Source organism: Corynebacterium freneyi (assembly GCF_030408835.1).
Classification (GTDB): Bacteria; Actinomycetota; Actinomycetes; order Mycobacteriales; family Mycobacteriaceae; genus Corynebacterium; species Corynebacterium freneyi.
Map to the genome: position 1 here is coordinate 1,953,447 of NZ_CP047357.1, position 16,076 is coordinate 1,969,522.

The following is a 16,076-nucleotide window of genomic DNA, read 5'->3' on the forward strand; positions in this document are numbered from 1 at the left end:
TTGCCCATCATCCCATGACGTCGGTGGATTCCCCCGTCGGGGTGACGTGGATTGCCGTTGCTTGACGACGTATCGGTCGGGGAACTCGAGACACGAACGGGTAACGATCGTGCGTCCATCCGGGAACAATGGCTTGCGCCGATGGTGCATCTCGTACACCCTGGGTTGAGGAGCAATTCTGCAGCCCCTGCGGCGCACCGTTTTTCCGGTGGCCGTCGCAAAGCGGAGAAGCTCCCGGACAATTTACGAACCTCACCCACGACAAGACCAGGAGAACGACATGCGCAAGACCTCCATCACCCGCACTTCCGCCGCGATTTTCGGCGCCACCCTGCTGCTCGGCGCGGCTGCGTGCTCGACCGACGAGGCCAAGGACAACGCGAACAAGGCCACCGACGCCGTCGAGTCGGCCGTCAACGACGCCACCGCCGGCCAGGACTCGGGCGAGTCGACCGCCGCCGAGGGCGAGGGCTCCGAGGGCATGGATGATGAGGGCGCCGCCGATGACGCCGCCGGCGAGGACGTCGCCGAGACCGACCTGCCCGGCGAGGTCACCGAGGCCGCCGAGGCCGCGAACCTGGGCGCGTTCAAGTCCGCCGAGAAGGTCGGCGACAACGTCCTCGCCGAGTTCGACAACGGCTGGGTCGTCTCCTCCCCCGATGGCGGCACCCACCCGATCGTCGGCAAGATCGGCGAGACCTGGAACGCCGACGGCGCCCTGGACAACGAGGTCGGCCTGCCCACCGACGGCGAGAAGGAGATCGAGGGCGGCTGGGAGCAGCCGTTCACCAACGGCACCATCCAGTGGACCCAGGACGAGGACGGCCAGTTCTCCGCCAAGTACATGTAACCGGCCGGTGCACGTGCGCGCAGGCGTGAACGTGCATCCCGATTGAGAAGCGGGCGCCATGTCGGCGCCCGCTTTTTCATGCCCTCAGCGCGGCGCCGGATCACGGAGGAACAGCGCCAACGACGCCCAGATCGCAGGATTGTCCGCCGGATGCCCGCCGGCGTCCCAGGCGCGGGCCCGCTCGACCTGCCAATCCAACAGGTGCCGGACCGGATCGGAATCGGCGAACGCTTCCGCCACGGCGACGGCGAATTCCATCAGGGGGTTCCGGCCGCCGAGGTCACCACCCATGCGCTTTTCCGAGTCACCGCCGACGTCCACGCCCGCGCCCGGGGTTTCGTACTCTTCGACGAATGCCGCCAACGCCGCCGTCGTCGGCAGCGTCCACGTGCTCGCCGCGACCAACTCCGCGCCGCAGGACACCGCCGTCATGGCCAGGCCGAACGGTTCGGGATGGCGCAGATCCGTGCCGGCGCCGCAGCCGATCAGTCCGACGCGCCTCGGCGCCCGCCATCCCGCGCGCAGCAGATCGCCGGCGCTGACGGGCGTGGTCAGGTGCATCGTCGTCGACTCGCCCGACGCCTTTTCCGCTCCCGCCGCCGAGACGTGGCCGACGAAAAGAAATGATTCGGCGGTGGCGCAGGCGTCGTAAAGCCAATCCGCGTCCAACCGCAGCCCCGGCTCCCCCAATGCGGACCCGTCCCCCGCGCCCGGCCCGAGAACCGGCCGCATGCCCGGCGCCGCCGGATCGAGTGCGATGATGCTGCCGTCCCCGTCATGGGGCGCACGCGCCTGCACGGTGATCGACGCCGGCACGCCGACGACCACGTCGATGAGCTCGCCGAGCATCCGTCGCTCCGGCCCCACCCGCAGCGCCGACCACGGCACCCGCGCCAGCGACGGGCTCGGTTCGATGACCAGGCGGTCGTGGCCGGCCAGACGCGCGGGCAGCTCCGGCGGCAGCAACACGTCCGCGAGCTGGGAGAAATACGTCGCGGTGTCTCCCGGCGAACGAAACGCCCCGTCGCGCAGCGTCCGCCGCACCGCCTGTTCCTCCGACTCGTCGCCCACCGGGTCCGGCAGCGACCGGTCGAAGGAGTCGCGGACGAGTCCGAGGAATTCCGCCCGCAACCGCACCGCCCCGGGGTGGCCCGGAACGGCGATGCCCCGCGCCCCCGCCTCCACGGGGTCCGGGTGCGGGACGACCTGGTTTCCGCCCTCGACGTGCCAGCCGACGTAGCCGTTGACGGCCTCGGCGAACGTGAGCCTGTGCATGTGGCCACCTTAAACGCGCGACGCCCGCCGAGCACGGGCTCGCGGGCGGTGGGGTCGCGCCGTCGGTTACGGGCAGGTGACCTTCATCTCGAAGGACTTCTCGGTCGGGCCGGCCATGGGGTCGTTGATGTCGGCGGCGGTGACGGTGCCGGTGATCTCGTACGTGTCGCCGTCCTTGGTGGCGGTGGCCTCGTTGCCCGGCACGCCCGGCGCGTAGGCCAGGGCCTCGCCGGACTCCAAGGAGCCCAGGCCGACGGCTTCGACGGTGAGGCTCTCGGCGTCGAGCACCGCGGAGACGCCGCTGGCCTCGGCGGTGTTCTGCGAGCCGATGGCGATGTTCATCTTGCCGCCCTCCTCGGCGCAGACGACTGCGGCGTCGGTGATCTCGAGGGCTTCGCCGTCGACGGTGACGCTCCATTCGGCGTTGCCGGAGGCGTCGATGCCCTGTGCCTTCTCGGCGGCGTCTCCGCCTCCGGTGCAGGCGACGAGGCCGGTGCCCAGGGCCAGGACGGTGGCGGCGGAAGCGGCGTACTTGATGAACGAGCGGGACATTGTTCTTCTCCTCAGGTCTGCCGGAGACTTCGTGGTCTTCCGGTGTCTTCCCCGGCGCCTCTGTGGCGTTGCCGGTGACCTGAAGGTATGTCGCGCCTGGGGCCTACCGATCACGAAAAGCACGTCCCCGGTTTACAAAAGACCTGGTCGGAGGGGTTCGCCTTTACCTCGACAGGCGCGCCGCGAGCTTTTCGACGACGAACGCCGCACCCGATTCGGCCGCCTCTGCGGTGCCGCGCGCGAGTTCCAGGCGGGTGGCCGCGAAGTCGCGTACCCGGTCGCGCACGTCGGGGGTTTCGGCCCCATCGCCGGCCGGGTCGACTGCACCGACGCGCACGTCGACGTCGTTGGCGTCGAGCGCCCAGGCGTCGGCGGCGTCCATGTCGACGGTCAGCACCGCCACGCCATCGGCGTCGAGTCGTCCGGCCACGTCCACGTCGCCGACGGTCGCGTGTACGGCGATGCCCGTCGCATCGGCGCCGCCGACCAATGCGGCGCGCACGGTGAGCTCCACCGTTTCGGCTGCGTCCAGGGTCCAGGACACCGCGCTTTCCGACGAGTCCAGCGTCCCGGCCGGAACGCCCCGCCACTCATGGGAGGCCGTCCCGGCGGCCATGGCGTCGTCGTCGGCGTCGCGGCGACCACCGGCGACGAGCGCGTAGTCGTCGCGCCACATGCCGCTGCGCTCGGGTGCGGGTTCCTCCATGAGCTCGAGGGCCGCATGCGCCACCTCGCGGACCTCCGGGTCGAGGGAGCCGGCCCGCTGGCGCAGCCCCTCGGCATGCGCGCGCAGACCGGCGAGCTCCGGGCCGTCGACGGCATCGGCGCCGTCGGCGAGCACGTCGTCGAGGTCCGCAGCCGACAGCGCCAACTCGGCGTGCAGCAACACCCCGTCGAGCGCGGCGACGCCGTCGATGGGGCTGGCCGGCCACCACGCCCGCAGCCAGTGGCCATGGGCCATGCGCCGCAGATCGGCGAGCAATTCGCCGTCCCACTCCACGTCGACGGCCACCGCCGCAGCGCCCTCCGCCAACTTCGCCGGGCCCGCCGCATGGGCGATGACGGCGGCATGCCCGCGTTCGCCGATCAACCGCCACAACCAGTCGCACTCGGCCGGATCGGTGATGGTCAGCGTCGGAAAGCAAGGTCCGCCGACCTGCCACTCCAGAACCGCCCCACGCGCCTGAACCGCCTGGACCAGCGGCGGCGGGCCGGCCACCGGCTCGCCGAGGACGTGCAGCGCCTCGACGTGGGAGAACTCGAGTCGATCGGTCATGCCGCGGCCTCCAACGCCGTGCGGATGAGCTGACGATGGTCGTAGACCACCGATCGCGTCACCCCGGACAACAGCTCGCGGGCCTCGTCGGCGTCGACGGGTTCGCGCCCCAGCACATCGAGACCGTGAAGCCGCGGCCACAGGCGGTTGAGGTACGGCTCGTGGAACTCGGCGAGCTGCGCGACCACCCGCTCCTGACGCGCATCGACGGCGCCGCCCTGCACCAGCAACCGGCGCACGTGCATGATGTACGCCTCCTTGCGCAGCCGGGCCTGCAACTCGCGGATCAGGCGCGGCCCCTCGGGCAGCCCGCGGTTGAGCGGCTGCAGACCGGCGGCCACCGCGATGCCGGTGAGGAACGTGATGTGCGCGCCCTCCCCCGAAAGGCCGAACGGCGCGAGTACCCGGGCGACCTCGTCGGCGACGAAATCCGCCACGCCGTCGCCTCCATCGTCGCACCCCCAGCCGCCGATGTCGCCGACATCGCCATGCTCCCGGATGCGCCGCAGCGCCGACCGGCACCGCGAATCCACCGAACGATCCAGAACCCGCCCGCCATCGCCGACCAGCGGCGGCGGAGCCGACGGATCCGAGACCGACAACGCCACGTCGGATTCCGGGGACTCGAAGGCGGCCAGGAAATCGGCGACCACCCCGCCCCGCGACCGCAGGGCCAGCCCCGCCTCCGCGCACGCCCCCGACTCCACCAGCGCGTCCCACGACGGAGCCGCGGATTCCGCTTCGTCGAGAAGCATCCACGTCTCGTCGGCGAGGACGGCGAAATCGGGGTCGTCCGGGCACTCTCCCTTCCCCGCCCCATCGGCGCCGGTCTCCCCGCCACCGGGCTGCCCGCCACCGGTCGTCCACTCGTCGGCGAGCTGCCCGGCAATCGCGTCGGCGACCCCCGGCGCCGCCAGATGCGCCGCGATGTCGGCGGCGGTGACCTCGGCGGAATGAATCTCGGACAGCACCGCATCGCACTTGGCGGCGACCTCCCCGGCATCGAGGTCGCCCGGCGCGCCGCGCATCACCGCCAACTCATGGGCCCGGGGAAAGTACAGCTCCTGGGCGTTTCCCTCCGTGATGCCCCGGCGCCTGCGGGCCCGCCGCAGCTCCAGAAACCACGCCGACGCGTCGGAAAGCCGGACTCGATTGTCCGCGAGCAACGCGGTGAGATCCGCGGCGGCCGCGTCGTCGAGAAGCGGGGCCGCCAAATGCGGGCGCAACCGGGGCCGGATGATCAACGGATCGATGAGGCACTTCACCGCCCGCGCCACCGGCTGGCCCGCCTTGTTGCACAACGCCGGCGCGTCGATGGCCGCCCGCGACCAGCACTCCGCCAGCACGAGCGTCCGGGGTCTCCCCCCGACGGCGACGTCGACCACCTTGCGCGCCCTTTCCATGGGATCGTTTCCTCCGTGACCACAATAGACGCTCACCATCGCCTGCGGGCACTGCTGACGCGGGCGGAAGCCCTGCTCGAACGCGGTGAACCCGGGTGGCGCGAGCTCCTGGACGACGCCCGCGCTATGGCCGACGCCTTCGACGCGGACCCGGCGGCGGACCCGTCGGTGCGCGACGACGCGCGGATGCGCCTGGGACTGTTCGACGGCCACGTGGCGATGCTCGCCGGTGATGGCCGCGGGGCACTCGCCCACCTCGACTCGGCTCTCGACCATTTCGAACGCCATCGCATCCGCTCGGGGTTGCCGCGCGAATCCTTCGGCGACGTCGAATTTTCCCTGCGCTCCGCCCGGCTGGCGGTGCTGCACCACCTCGACGAACGCGACGCGGTCGACTCCGAACACGCAGAGCTGCTGGCCATCGCCGGGCACACGACCGACCCGGAGGACCGGGAAATCCACCTGTTGTTCATCACCGGCGACCTGGCGCGCGACCGCAACGACCCGCACACCGCCGTCGCCGCCTACCGCCAGGCCGTGCGCGCCGCCCGCAAACGACGCGACCTGCTCGGCCCCGCCCTGGTCAGCCTCGCCGGGGCGGAAGCCGCCGTCGGCGACGCCACCGCCGCCGAACGCACCGTCGCCCGGGCCGCCGCGCTCGTCGCCGACCAGCCGGATCAGATGGCGCGACTGCAGGAGGCGAAACTGACCATCGCCGCGCTGCGCGACGACGCCGGGGCCCTGTCCGCGGCGGCCGACGACTACCTGGAGTTGGCCACCGAACACGCCGACGCCATCCACCGCTCGATGCTGACGGAAGCCGCGACGGGCACCGGGCTGGCCGCCCAGCGCCGCGGCGACCATGCCGGCGCCGCCGCCCACTACCTGGAGCTGGCGGACCGGGCGGCGACCCGCACGCACCGGGCCCAGCTGCTCGCACGCGCCGCCGAGGCGATTCACGACGGCGCCGCCGCCACCGCCGACGCCGCGGCGCGGGCCCGGGCCCTGTCGCTTCTCGACGACGTCGACGCCCTCGTCGCCGACGACCCGTCGATGGCCGCAGGCCTCACCGTGCTCCGGGCGGTGCTGGCCACCCGCTGGCCGTACACGACCCACGACGACTACCGGGAGCTGCTGCCCCACGTGCAGGCCGCGGCCATCGCAATGCGCCACACCGCCCTTGCCGCCGAAACACCGCGGGCCCGGCGCGCCCACGCCGCCGCCCACGCCACCACCGCCATCGAGCTGGCCTGCCACATCGCCTTCATCACCGGCCGCGCCGACCAGGTGGCCGCGATGGTCGACTTCGCCGCGGCCACTCCGGCCCTGCGCGCCGTCGGCCCGTCGCTTCTGGTCGGCCCGCCCCCGCCGACGCCCGGCCTCGACGACGCCCACCACATCGCTTCACGACGATTCGGGGTCCGGGAGAGGGCCATCGGACAACAGTGATCGAATCGAAACGCGACGTCGGCGGGATTTCGCGCTGCTCCCGCCAACTCCCACCGGCAATGCCTCAGGTACAGGGCCTCGGGCGGGCACCGCAGACGCGAGAACTCAGAAACCGCCCGACGTCACCCCGATGCCGACAAACACGATCCCGAGGAGCACCACCGCCAACGCCACGAAGCCCAGTGGCACGGTCCCGACCAGGACCTCCCGCGGGTCCCGGGGGTTGTACCTGACCTCGACCTCCTTGCCGATCACCAGATCTGACGTGGACATGTTCGTCCGGGCCTCGTGCTCCACGCCCCGTTCATCCCGGAAGGCCACGATCTCCCGGAACATCGCGCACTGCTCCTCCTGGTCGAAATACTCCTCGCCCCCGATGACGTGCCCGACGGACTTCGGCCACGTCCGTGCCCGCAGCGCGAACCCCGCCAGCACGACGCCCACCATGATCACCAATGCACCGGGCACTCCAAACCCGATCAGCCAGATCCACCCGCCGATGCCAGACGGCATGCCGATCACCTCTTCTTCCGATTCTCCCGCGAACTTCCGCGGCAACGAGCTCCCCGCATCGCCGCCACGGTGCACGACCGGCACCCGACTCCCGCAGGCGCATCCGGCCCACGGCCATCGCGCCCTGCACCAACCGATCATCGCCCACCACCGGCGGCCGCGCAGCACCACATCCCCCACCCCCACGCAAGACGCGCAGCCGGTGGCCGTCGTCAAGCAAACCCTTCAGTAAGGTTGGGCCCGTGGACTACATTTCGACGCGCGACCCGAAGCGAACCCCCGCCAAGTTCTCGGACATCCTCCTCGGCGGGCTGGCGCCCGACGGCGGCCTGTACCTGCCGGCCGAATACCCGCAGGTCGACGACGCGACGCTGACCCGCTGGCGCGGCATCCTCGCCGACGACGGCTACGCCGCCCTGGCCGCCGAAGTGCTGCAGCTGTTCGTCGACGACATCCCCGCCGACGACCTCAAGGCCATCTGCGCCCGCGCATACACCACGCCGAAATTCTCCGACCCCGACATCGTCCCCGTCACCGAACTCGAAGACGGCCTGCACATCGGCCACCTGTCCATGGGCCCCACCGCCGCATTCAAGGACATGGCCATGCAGCTGCTCGGCGAACTGTTCGAATACGAACTCGCCCGCCGCGACGAAACCCTCAACATCCTCGGCGCCACCTCCGGCGACACCGGATCCTCCGCCGAATACGCCATGCGCGGCCGCAAGGGCATCTCCGTGTTCATGCTCACCCCCGCCGGACGCATGACCCCCTTCCAGCAGGCGCAGATGTTCGGCCTCGAAGACCCGAACATCCACAACATCGCCCTCGACGGCGTCTTCGACGACTGCCAGGACGTCGTCAAGGCCGTGTCCGGCGATCTGGAGTACAAGGCCGCCAACCGCATCGGCGCCGTCAACTCCATCAACTGGGCCCGCCTGATGGCCCAGATCGTCTACTACGTGTCGTCGTGGATCCGCATGACCGACGCCAACGACGAGAAGGTCAGCTTCTCCGTGCCCACCGGCAACTTCGGCGACGTGTGCGCCGGCCACATCGCCAAGTCCATGGGCGTGCCCATCGACCGCCTCATCGTGGCCACCAACGAAAACGACGTCCTCGACGAGTTCTTCCGCACCGGCGCCTACCGCGTGCGCACCTCCGAGGAAACCCTGGCCACGTCGAGCCCGTCGATGGACATTTCGCGGGCCTCGAACTTCGAGCGCTTCATCTTCGACCTCCTCGACCGCGACGCCGAGCGCGTCGCCGAGAAGTTCGGCGTGAAGGTCAAGCAGGGCGGTTTCACCCTGTCCGGCGACCCCGCCTTCCCCAAGGCGTCGGCCGTGCACGGGTTCCTGTCGGGCCGCTCCACCCACGCCGACCGCGTCGACACCATCCGCGACTGCTGGGAGCGCCTCGGCGTCATGGTCGACCCGCACACCGCCGACGGCATCCACGTCGCCCGCGGCCTGCGCGACCAGGTGTCCACCCCGATCGTGTGCCTCGAGACCGCGCTGCCGGTGAAGTTCGCCGACACCATCATGGAGGCCACCGGCCGCGAACCGGACATGCCGGAGCGTTTCGCCGGGATCATGGATGCGCCGCGCCGCGTCGTGGACCTGCCCAACGACGCCGACGTGGTCAAGAAGTTCATCTTGGACAACATCGCCGAGAAGTAGGCCGAGAAGTAGGGTTCGCCCGTTCCGTTCGGGGCGTCGCCGGGGTGACCGGTGGCGCCCCGTTTCGCTGCTACCCCGAGCGACCGCCCCGCTCTTTCCCCCAAACCACGGGGTCGACCCGCCACACCGCCCGCGCGCCCCTTCCGCTGGCCCCCCTCTCTCCTAAACCACGGGGTCCAAAACACGGGGTCGACTCCAAAGACGCCGCAAACCACGGGGTTGACGGCGATCCCGTGGTTTGGACCCCGTGGTTTGGAGATTTCTGGGGCGCCGGAAAGCACGCCCCGCGCCGCAGTCGGTGAGAAGCGGGCGCCTGCCCACGCCGCCCCCGCTGAGCAATACCCCCGCCGAACACCCCTGTGAAACGCGCGGGACAAACCCAAGCGAACGGCGCAATCCCCCGCTTTTACCCCCGAACTTCCGGTAAAACCCGTGATCAATCCGTTATCTGGATTTTCCTCTTCCACCGACCAGCGAAATCGGCAAGAATCGGCCCCTGCACATCCACGCACCACCAGCCCGCCGCCGAAGGAGGCCCTCCGTGCAGCGATATTCCGCCGAGACCGACCACCCCGAAACCAACACGATCGGGCATGGGGCCGCGGTCGCAATCGACGCGTCTGCCACCCGCGACGCGGACACGCCCGCTGCGGCGACGGTGTCCACGGCCATCGCCGACGTCATCCTCGCCCGCGCCGACCACGTCTTCGGCCTGGTGGGCAACGCCAACTCGCACGTGGTCAGCCACCTGACCTCCCGCGGCTTCCCGTACACCTCCACCCGCCACGAAGCCGGCGCGGTCGCCGCGGCCGACGCGTTCTTCCGGGCGGGCGGGGGCATCGCGGTGGCCACCACGACGTGCGGTGCGGGGTTCACCAACACCATCACGGCTCTCGCCGAAGCGAAGGCCGCCCGGGTGCCGATGGTCTACGTCACCGGTTCGGCCCCCGCCGCCGGGGCGCGCCACTTCGACCTGAACCAGGCGGGGCTTCTCGACGCGCTGGGCATCGACCACTTCACCCCCACCCCGGAAACCGCTGCCGCCGACGCCCACGCGGCATTCGCGCTGGCGCAGACGCACCAGGAGCCGGTCGTCCTGCTGCTTCCGTTCGATCTGCAGACCGCGCCCCTCGTCGACGGCGGCGACGTGTTGTCGCGCCCGGAGCTCCTGCGCCCGGCCCACGCCACGCCGACGCGCCCGATGTCCGACGGCCTGCGCGCCGATCTCGCCGGCGTCGCCGATGCGTTGGCTTCGGCCCGCCGCCCGCTGATCCTGTCGGGCCGGGGCGTGGTTCGCGCCGGAGTCGCCGATGACGTCGCGGCCCTGGGCGACCGCATCGGGGCGTTGCACATGCATTCGGCGATGGCTCGCAACGTCGTCGGCGGCCCGTGGTGCATGGGCACCGCCGGCGGCTTCACGCATCGGGCGCACGTTCCTATCGCCCGCGACGCGGACGTGGTGCTGGTTCTCGGGGCGAGCTTCAACGCACACCAGGTTCGGGGCGGTTCGTTGTTCTCGCCGGATGCGACGGTGATTCATCTGACGCTGGAGGAGCATCCCTCCAGCCGCGAGGTGGATGTGCGCGTGCTGTGCGATCTCGCGTCGGTGATGCCGGTGCTCGATGAGCTGGTCGCCGAACGTCTCGCCGACTCCGACGGCACCACCACCGCCGGCCCCGACGCCGCCGTCATCTCCCCCACTGCGCCCCGCCGCACGTGGCGCGATGAGCTGGGCGCGCTGCCGCCGGCGGAGGACCCGGTGACGCAGCCGGAGCTGTTCCACGAGCGCGGCGCCGACGGTCGCCTCGATCCGCGGGCGGCGCTGCGCGAGTTGGACCGCATCCTGCCGAAGCGGCGCACGGTCTGCACCGACGGCGGGCATTTCCTCGGGTGGGTGCCCATGTACCTGGACAGCCCGGATCCGCGGGCGCAGGTGTTGGTGGGCACGGCGATTCAGACGATTGGCCTGGGCTTTCCGACGGCCATCGGCGTCGCCGCGGCCCGACCGGACGATTACACCGTGTTGGTCACCGGCGATGGCGGCGGTTTGATGGCGCTGTCGGATGCGGAGACGGTGTTCCGCACGGTGCGGCGGGGTGCGGTCGTCGTGATGAACGACGCGGCGTACGGCGCGGAGCTGCACCAGTATCGTGCGGAGGGCCTGGACACCGCGTCGATGGTCATCGACGACGTCGATTTCGCCGCGGTGGGCCGTTCCTTCGGTGCGCGCGGGGTAACCGTCGCGGACATGTCGGACTTTGCGCGGGTGTCGGAGTTGCTTGACGACGACCCGTCGGGCGTCATCGTCATCGACGTGAAGATTTCCCGCGAGGTCATCGCCGACTTCATCTCCGAGGTGCTGAAGAAGCAGTAAGCGTCATCGCCGGAAAACGGTGGCGCCACCGCCTGGAAGGAGTGGACGCCACCGCGAAAAAACCGGCAGAGAAACCGGCGGGCGTTATTGGCCCAGGTTGGTGTTCGGGAATTCCCCGTCGACGTCGACCTTGCCGGCGGACTCGTTCCACGTGAACGTCAGGGTTCGGGTGTAATTCGGGGCCGCGGCGTTGGCTTCGCCGGATTCCATGAGGGCTTCCCAGTCCTTGTACTTCACCTCGAACCAGCCGTCGCCTTCGCCGACGATCTGGCCCTGCTGGCGGTAATCGGAATCGACGCCGAGGTATTCGCCGTCGTGGAACATGAGGATCTTGGTCAAGAACTGGGCGCTGCCCTGCGGCATCTGGTGGTACAGGGCGTAGGTCAACTCACCGCAGGGGTCGTAGTTGGTCTCCACCAGCTCCCAGTATTCGACCGGATCCGGCGTCGCCACGGTGTCGATGGCTTCGTCGAGCACCGCCGCAGTCTCGTCGATGCCGCAGTTGTCGCCCCCTCCGTCGCCTTCCGTCGTCGTGGTCGTGGTGGTTTCGGTCGTGGGGTCGGTTCCACCGTCACCGGCGGCACCGTTGGTTTCGGTGGTCGTGGTCGTCTCGGTGACCGTCGGCTCATCGCCGCCATTACCGCCGTCGCAGCCCGCCAGGGCCAGGCCCAGGGCGCACGCCATCGCAAGCCCGGCCGTCGCGGGGCCGGTTCGAATGATTCCTCGTCGCTCAAACATCGTCTTCTCCCGTCTGATCCGTCTTCTACTGGTCGTCGGTTTCCGTCATCTACGGTTCGTCGATTCCCGGCGCACCGGTCGTCGGCCCGCCGCCCGCACCGAACTCGGCACGAAAAACGGCGTCGAGGTGGTCGTCGAAAAGCACGAAAATAACCTCGGCCAGATCGTCCAGGGCACCGTCGGGCCTCGATTCGATCGCCCTGTGCGCCGCCGCCGCGACATCCTCGCCGCTCCAGCCGTAGGCACCGGCACCAATGGCGGGCACGGCCACGGACCTGGCGCCGACCCGACCCGCGGCGTCGAGGGCGCTGCGAAACGCCGACTCCAACACCGCGACGTCGGTCTCCCCCGCGTTCCTGTTCGGCCCGACCGCGTGAATGATCCACTGCGCCGGCAGGTCATACGCCGACGTGATCGTCGCCTGCCCCGCCGGCAGGCCGTCGGCGAGCGATTCCTCCCGGAGCCTGCGGCATTCGGCCAGCAACTCCGGGCCCGCCGCCCGATGGATCGCGCCGTCGACGCCGCCGCCTCCCAACAGCGACGAATTCGCCGCATTGACCACCGCGTCGGCCCGCACCTGCGTGATGTCTCCCCGAATGAACGTGATCTTCATGTGGCCCCTCCTCGGTAACCTCGGGCGTTACCTTCGGGTGTACACGTATTTATGCGATCGCGGAACCCTTTGCGGCGGATACGGGCCGCTCGGTCACACCTCCCGGGGGCGTTCGTGGGCGTGGTGGGCCTCCGTCTCCAGCTGCAACGTGGCATGGCCGACGCCGAACTCCTCGGCGAGGCCGTCCTCCATGTCGCACAGGATGGAACAGGCGTCGGAGAAATCGAGGTCATCGTCGACCGTGACGTGGGCGGTGAGCACCACATCGGAGCCGTGAATCGACCAGACGTGCAGGTCATGGATGCCGCGGACGCCGGGGCGCGCCACCATCCACTCCTCCAGCCGCCGCGTGTCCACGTCCGACGGCACCAGCTCCAACAGCACCGCCCCCGCATTGCGGATCAACGCCAGCGCCTGCGGGATCACCAGCAAGGCGATGAGCACCGCCGCCACGACGTCGGCGCGGTCGAAACCGGTCACCCGCACCACCAGCGCGGAGACGAGCACGCCAACCGAACCGAGGGCGTCGACCATGACGTGCAGCAACGCCGCGCGCAGGTTCATGTTGTCCTTGTCGCCGCTGGCCAGGATCGCCGCCGCGAGGAGATTGGCGACCAGACCGATGGCGGCGATGATCAGCACCGTCCCCGACGACACGTCGGCCGGCTCGGACCAGCGGTGGAACGCCTCGACGAGGATCCACACGCCCGCGGCGCCGACGAGAATCGCGTTGAACATCGCGCCGAGGACCTCCGCGCGGCGGAATCCGTAGGACGCCAGCCGCGTCGCCGGCCGCGATCCGATCCATGCGGCGGTCATGGCGACCAGCAGGCCCAGCGCATCGGAGGCCATGTGCGCGGCGTCGGCGAGCAGCGCCAGCGAGTTGGCGACGAGGCCGCCGACGACCTCGGCGATGAGAATGATCGCCGTCAGCCCGAAGGCCATCGCCAACCGGGGAAAGGCCGTGCTGGAGTGGTCGTGATCGTGGACGTGGAACAGACCGTGGCCATGGTCGTGATCATGCGAATGGCCGGAGCCGTGGTCGTGACCATGCGAGTGGCCGTGGTCGTGCTCATGACCCTGAGAGTGGTCGTGTCCGTGTGCGCTGCCCATGACCACAGATTAGGCCCGCCTATGACGCAAATGCATACTTGCAAATGGGAACCGACGCCAACAATGTGCGGCCGGATCAGCCCTCGTCCGTTTCCGGCGAAATCAGGTATTCCACGGTCGTCTCCGGCGCCTCGAGGAACTCCCGCATGTCCGCCACCGCGCCGCAATCACGCCAAGCGGGCACGTCGATGCCGTCTTCGCCCAGCTCGAAAATCGTCGCCCCGGGGATGGCCAGCAGGATCGGCGAGTGCGTGGCGATGATGAACTGCGCCCCGCCCTTCGCCAGCTCGTGGATTTGCGCCAGCAGCGCCATCTGCCGCATCGGCGACAGCCCCGACTCCGGCTCGTCGAGCAGGTACAGCCCATCGGAGAACCTGTGCGTCACCACCGCCCACACCGATTCCCCGTGGGACAGGTGGTGCAATTCATCCGGTCCGTACGTCGGCCCACGCGGCGGCTTCTTCGCGATCTCCTCGAGCATCCGCAGGTGCCCTTCGGCCCGCAGGAAAAACGCATCGGGGGGATTGGCCCGCCGCACCAGACCCATTGCACGGTGCAGCGGCGAGGCGTCGTCGAGCCCCGAGTAGCGCATGTGCCGCGAGCCGCCGTCGGCATTGCACCCGGCGAGCACCGCGATCGCCTCCAGCAGAGTCGACTTGCCCATCCCGTTGTCCCCGGCGATGAGTGTCACGGGCGTGGGCAGGGGAAGTTCCCGCAGGTCACGAAGATGCTTCACGACGGGCAGCCCCAACACCCACCCATCGCCGCCATCGGATTCGGCGTCCCCGAACACGGCGTCGACGTCGGTGAGGCGCAACGCCTTGACGTAGGGCGCACGGTCCGGGTGTTTCATGCCCGTGAGGATACGCGCGGCGAAGGGGCCTACACTGCCAGGAATGACCGTCGATCCACGTACCCGCATCACCGCCCGAGCCTTGACCGTGTGGGCGGCGGCGGTACTGGTGTACATGGCGGCGATCACCGGGCGCACGTCCTTCGGCGTCGCCGGCGTCGAAGCGCTCGACCAGTTCAACATCGACGCGTCCCGCCTGGCGGTGTTCACCTCCGTCCAGGTCGGCGTCTACGCGCTGGCGCAGATCCCGGTGGGGCTGGCCATCGACCGATTCGGGGCGCGCAAGACGATGGTCGTCGGCGCGCTGGTCATGGCGGCCGGCCAGGTCACCCTGGCGTTGACGGCGTCGTACCCCATCGCCATCCTCGCCCGCGTGCTCATCGGCGCCGGCGACGCCAGCGCGTTCCTGTCGGCCATGCGTCTGCTGCCCGCATGGTTCCCGCTCAAGGTCACCCCGCTGTTCACCCAGCTGACGGCGGGGCTCGGGCAGATCGGCCAGTTCATCTCCGCCGTGCCATTCCTCATGCTGCTCCACGCCCAGGGCTGGGTCGCCGCGTTCCTTGCATTGGGCTCCGGAATCGCCATCGTCGGCATCGCCGCGGCCATCGCCATCGCCGACGTGCCCCCGGCCCCTGCCGAACCAGACGGGCATGACGGGCATGACGAGGGGCCGTCGTCACGCGAGGAGGAGCGCGCGACCGTACGCGACATGCTCGGCATCGTGCTGCGCCACCCCGTGTGCTGGCAGGGTTTCTTCACCCACTGGGTCGGGCTGATGCACCAGGCCACCTTCACCCTGCTGTGGGGCATGCCGCTGATGACGCTGGCCATGGGGCTCAGCCCCACCCAGGCCGGCGGCGTGCTGGTGGTCAACACCATCGCCGCGGTCGCCGCCGGGCCGGTGATGGGCGTGCTGTCGGCCCGCTTCGGCGCCCGCCGCGGCACCCTGACCGTGGTCATCTCCGTGCTGCTCATGGGCATGTGGGTGGTGTTCCTGCTTCCCGACGCCCCGCGTGGACTCTCCGCGATGGTGGCGTTGAACATCGCGATGGCGGCCCTGTCGTCGGCTTCCGGCCTCGGTTTCGATTCCGTTCGCGAGGCCGTCGACCGCCGGGTGCTGGCCACCGGCACCGGACTGTCCAACATGGGCGGATTCACCGCCGCCATGCTCGCCGCGCAGGGCGTCGGCGTGCTCCTCGACGTCTCCGCCGACGGCGGCGTCTACGACTGGGCCGACTTCCGCATCGCGTGGACCGCGATCGGCGCGGTCTGGGTGATCGGCATGACCGGCCTGCTGACGTCGATGGCGCTGCGGCGGCGCGGCCACCGGCGCAGCGAGGCCCACTACGAGCTGTAGCGGGCTGCGCGAGTTGCAGCGAGCCGCCCGA

General features: G+C 70.1%; 14 protein-coding genes. 5 read left to right on the plus strand and 9 right to left on the minus strand.

Going from position 1 to position 16,076, the window contains the following annotated elements:
• Nucleotides 1–280 precede the first annotated feature (280 nt).
• A complete protein-coding gene (locus tag CFREN_RS08660) occupies nucleotides 281–850 on the plus strand; it encodes an LGFP repeat-containing protein (RefSeq protein WP_209652519.1) in 570 nt (189 codons plus the stop codon).
• Between the two features lie 84 nt (nucleotides 851–934).
• Here CFREN_RS08660 and CFREN_RS08665 read toward each other — a convergent pair whose 3' ends face one another.
• From CFREN_RS08665 to CFREN_RS08680, 4 genes are all read right to left on the minus strand, one after another.
• Nucleotides 935–2,125 carry a CHAT domain-containing protein gene (locus CFREN_RS08665; RefSeq protein WP_070519401.1) on the minus strand — a complete coding sequence of 397 codons (1,191 nt, stop codon included), beginning with the start codon at nucleotides 2,123–2,125 and terminating at the stop codon, nucleotides 935–937.
• Nucleotides 2,126–2,191: 66 nt separating this feature from the next.
• Complete coding sequence (locus CFREN_RS08670) at nucleotides 2,192–2,677, minus strand: lipoprotein LpqH (RefSeq protein WP_209652516.1); 486 nt, start codon at nucleotides 2,675–2,677, stop codon at nucleotides 2,192–2,194.
• Between the two features lie 163 nt (nucleotides 2,678–2,840).
• The gene (locus CFREN_RS08675; protein ID WP_209652515.1) at nucleotides 2,841–3,953 is read right to left on the minus strand and encodes a hypothetical protein; all 1,113 of its coding nucleotides are present in this window, start codon (nucleotides 3,951–3,953) and stop codon (nucleotides 2,841–2,843) included.
• Nucleotides 3,950–5,356, minus strand: a complete 1,407-nt coding sequence (locus CFREN_RS08680) for a hypothetical protein (protein WP_209652513.1) — start codon at nucleotides 5,354–5,356, stop codon at nucleotides 3,950–3,952. Before CFREN_RS08680 ends, CFREN_RS08675 begins: the two co-directional genes overlap by 4 nt.
• Before the next feature lie 15 nt (nucleotides 5,357–5,371).
• Here CFREN_RS08680 and CFREN_RS08685 point away from each other — a divergent pair, with 15 nt between their 5' ends.
• Entirely contained in the window at nucleotides 5,372–6,805 is a 1,434-nt protein-coding gene (locus tag CFREN_RS08685; protein ID WP_209652511.1) for an ATP-binding protein, read from the plus strand.
• A gap of 105 nt (nucleotides 6,806–6,910) precedes the next feature.
• Here CFREN_RS08685 and CFREN_RS08690 read toward each other — a convergent pair whose 3' ends face one another.
• Entirely contained in the window at nucleotides 6,911–7,318 is a 408-nt protein-coding gene (locus CFREN_RS08690; RefSeq protein WP_168161352.1) for a DUF3592 domain-containing protein, read from the minus strand.
• 242 nt (nucleotides 7,319–7,560) lie between these two features.
• Between CFREN_RS08690 and thrC the strand changes: the two genes are divergently transcribed.
• Both thrC and CFREN_RS08700 read left to right on the plus strand, forming a co-directional pair.
• Entirely contained in the window at nucleotides 7,561–8,997 is a 1,437-nt protein-coding gene (thrC, locus tag CFREN_RS08695) for a threonine synthase (RefSeq protein ID WP_070519562.1), read from the plus strand.
• A gap of 541 nt (nucleotides 8,998–9,538) precedes the next feature.
• The gene (locus CFREN_RS08700; RefSeq protein WP_246580215.1) at nucleotides 9,539–11,371 is read left to right on the plus strand and encodes a thiamine pyrophosphate-binding protein; all 1,833 of its coding nucleotides are present in this window, start codon (nucleotides 9,539–9,541) and stop codon (nucleotides 11,369–11,371) included.
• An 84-nt stretch (nucleotides 11,372–11,455) separates the two neighbouring features.
• Here CFREN_RS08700 and CFREN_RS08705 read toward each other — a convergent pair whose 3' ends face one another.
• The 4 genes from CFREN_RS08705 to CFREN_RS08720 form a co-directional block, all read right to left on the minus strand.
• The gene (locus CFREN_RS08705) at nucleotides 11,456–12,109 is read right to left on the minus strand and encodes an LppP/LprE family lipoprotein (protein WP_209652509.1); all 654 of its coding nucleotides are present in this window, start codon (nucleotides 12,107–12,109) and stop codon (nucleotides 11,456–11,458) included.
• A gap of 49 nt (nucleotides 12,110–12,158) precedes the next feature.
• A complete protein-coding gene (locus CFREN_RS08710; RefSeq protein WP_209652507.1) occupies nucleotides 12,159–12,722 on the minus strand; it encodes an O-acetyl-ADP-ribose deacetylase in 564 nt (187 codons plus the stop codon).
• A 93-nt stretch (nucleotides 12,723–12,815) separates the two neighbouring features.
• On the minus strand, nucleotides 12,816–13,835 hold the full coding sequence (locus CFREN_RS08715) for a cation diffusion facilitator family transporter (RefSeq protein WP_209652505.1): 1,020 nt from the start codon (nucleotides 13,833–13,835) through the stop codon (nucleotides 12,816–12,818).
• Between the two features lie 76 nt (nucleotides 13,836–13,911).
• The gene (locus CFREN_RS08720) at nucleotides 13,912–14,688 is read right to left on the minus strand and encodes an AAA family ATPase (RefSeq protein WP_209652503.1); all 777 of its coding nucleotides are present in this window, start codon (nucleotides 14,686–14,688) and stop codon (nucleotides 13,912–13,914) included.
• 43 nt (nucleotides 14,689–14,731) lie between these two features.
• Between CFREN_RS08720 and CFREN_RS08725 the strand changes: the two genes are divergently transcribed.
• Nucleotides 14,732–16,045, plus strand: a complete 1,314-nt coding sequence (locus CFREN_RS08725) for an MFS transporter (RefSeq protein WP_209652501.1) — start codon at nucleotides 14,732–14,734, stop codon at nucleotides 16,043–16,045.
• Nucleotides 16,046–16,076: the final 31 nt, after the last annotated feature.

Bases quoted from the DNA above. Each gene is read 5' to 3' on its own strand.
- CFREN_RS08660 (WP_209652519.1), top strand. From the start codon at position 281: ATGCGCAAGACCTCCATCACCCGCACTTCCGCCGCGATTTTCGGCGCC.
- CFREN_RS08665 (WP_070519401.1), bottom strand. From the start codon at position 2,125: ATGCACAGGCTCACGTTCGCCGAGGCCGTCAACGGCTACGTCGGCTGG.
- CFREN_RS08670 (WP_209652516.1), bottom strand. From the start codon at position 2,677: ATGTCCCGCTCGTTCATCAAGTACGCCGCTTCCGCCGCCACCGTCCTG.
- CFREN_RS08675 (WP_209652515.1), bottom strand. From the start codon at position 3,953: ATGACCGATCGACTCGAGTTCTCCCACGTCGAGGCGCTGCACGTCCTC.
- CFREN_RS08680 (WP_209652513.1), bottom strand. From the start codon at position 5,356: ATGGAAAGGGCGCGCAAGGTGGTCGACGTCGCCGTCGGGGGGAGACCC.
- CFREN_RS08690 (WP_168161352.1), bottom strand. From the start codon at position 7,318: ATGCCGTCTGGCATCGGCGGGTGGATCTGGCTGATCGGGTTTGGAGTG.
- CFREN_RS08705 (WP_209652509.1), bottom strand. From the start codon at position 12,109: ATGTTTGAGCGACGAGGAATCATTCGAACCGGCCCCGCGACGGCCGGG.
- CFREN_RS08710 (WP_209652507.1), bottom strand. From the start codon at position 12,722: ATGAAGATCACGTTCATTCGGGGAGACATCACGCAGGTGCGGGCCGAC.
- CFREN_RS08715 (WP_209652505.1), bottom strand. From the start codon at position 13,835: ATGGGCAGCGCACACGGACACGACCACTCTCAGGGTCATGAGCACGAC.
- CFREN_RS08720 (WP_209652503.1), bottom strand. From the start codon at position 14,688: ATGAAACACCCGGACCGTGCGCCCTACGTCAAGGCGTTGCGCCTCACC.
- CFREN_RS08725 (WP_209652501.1), top strand. From the start codon at position 14,732: ATGACCGTCGATCCACGTACCCGCATCACCGCCCGAGCCTTGACCGTG.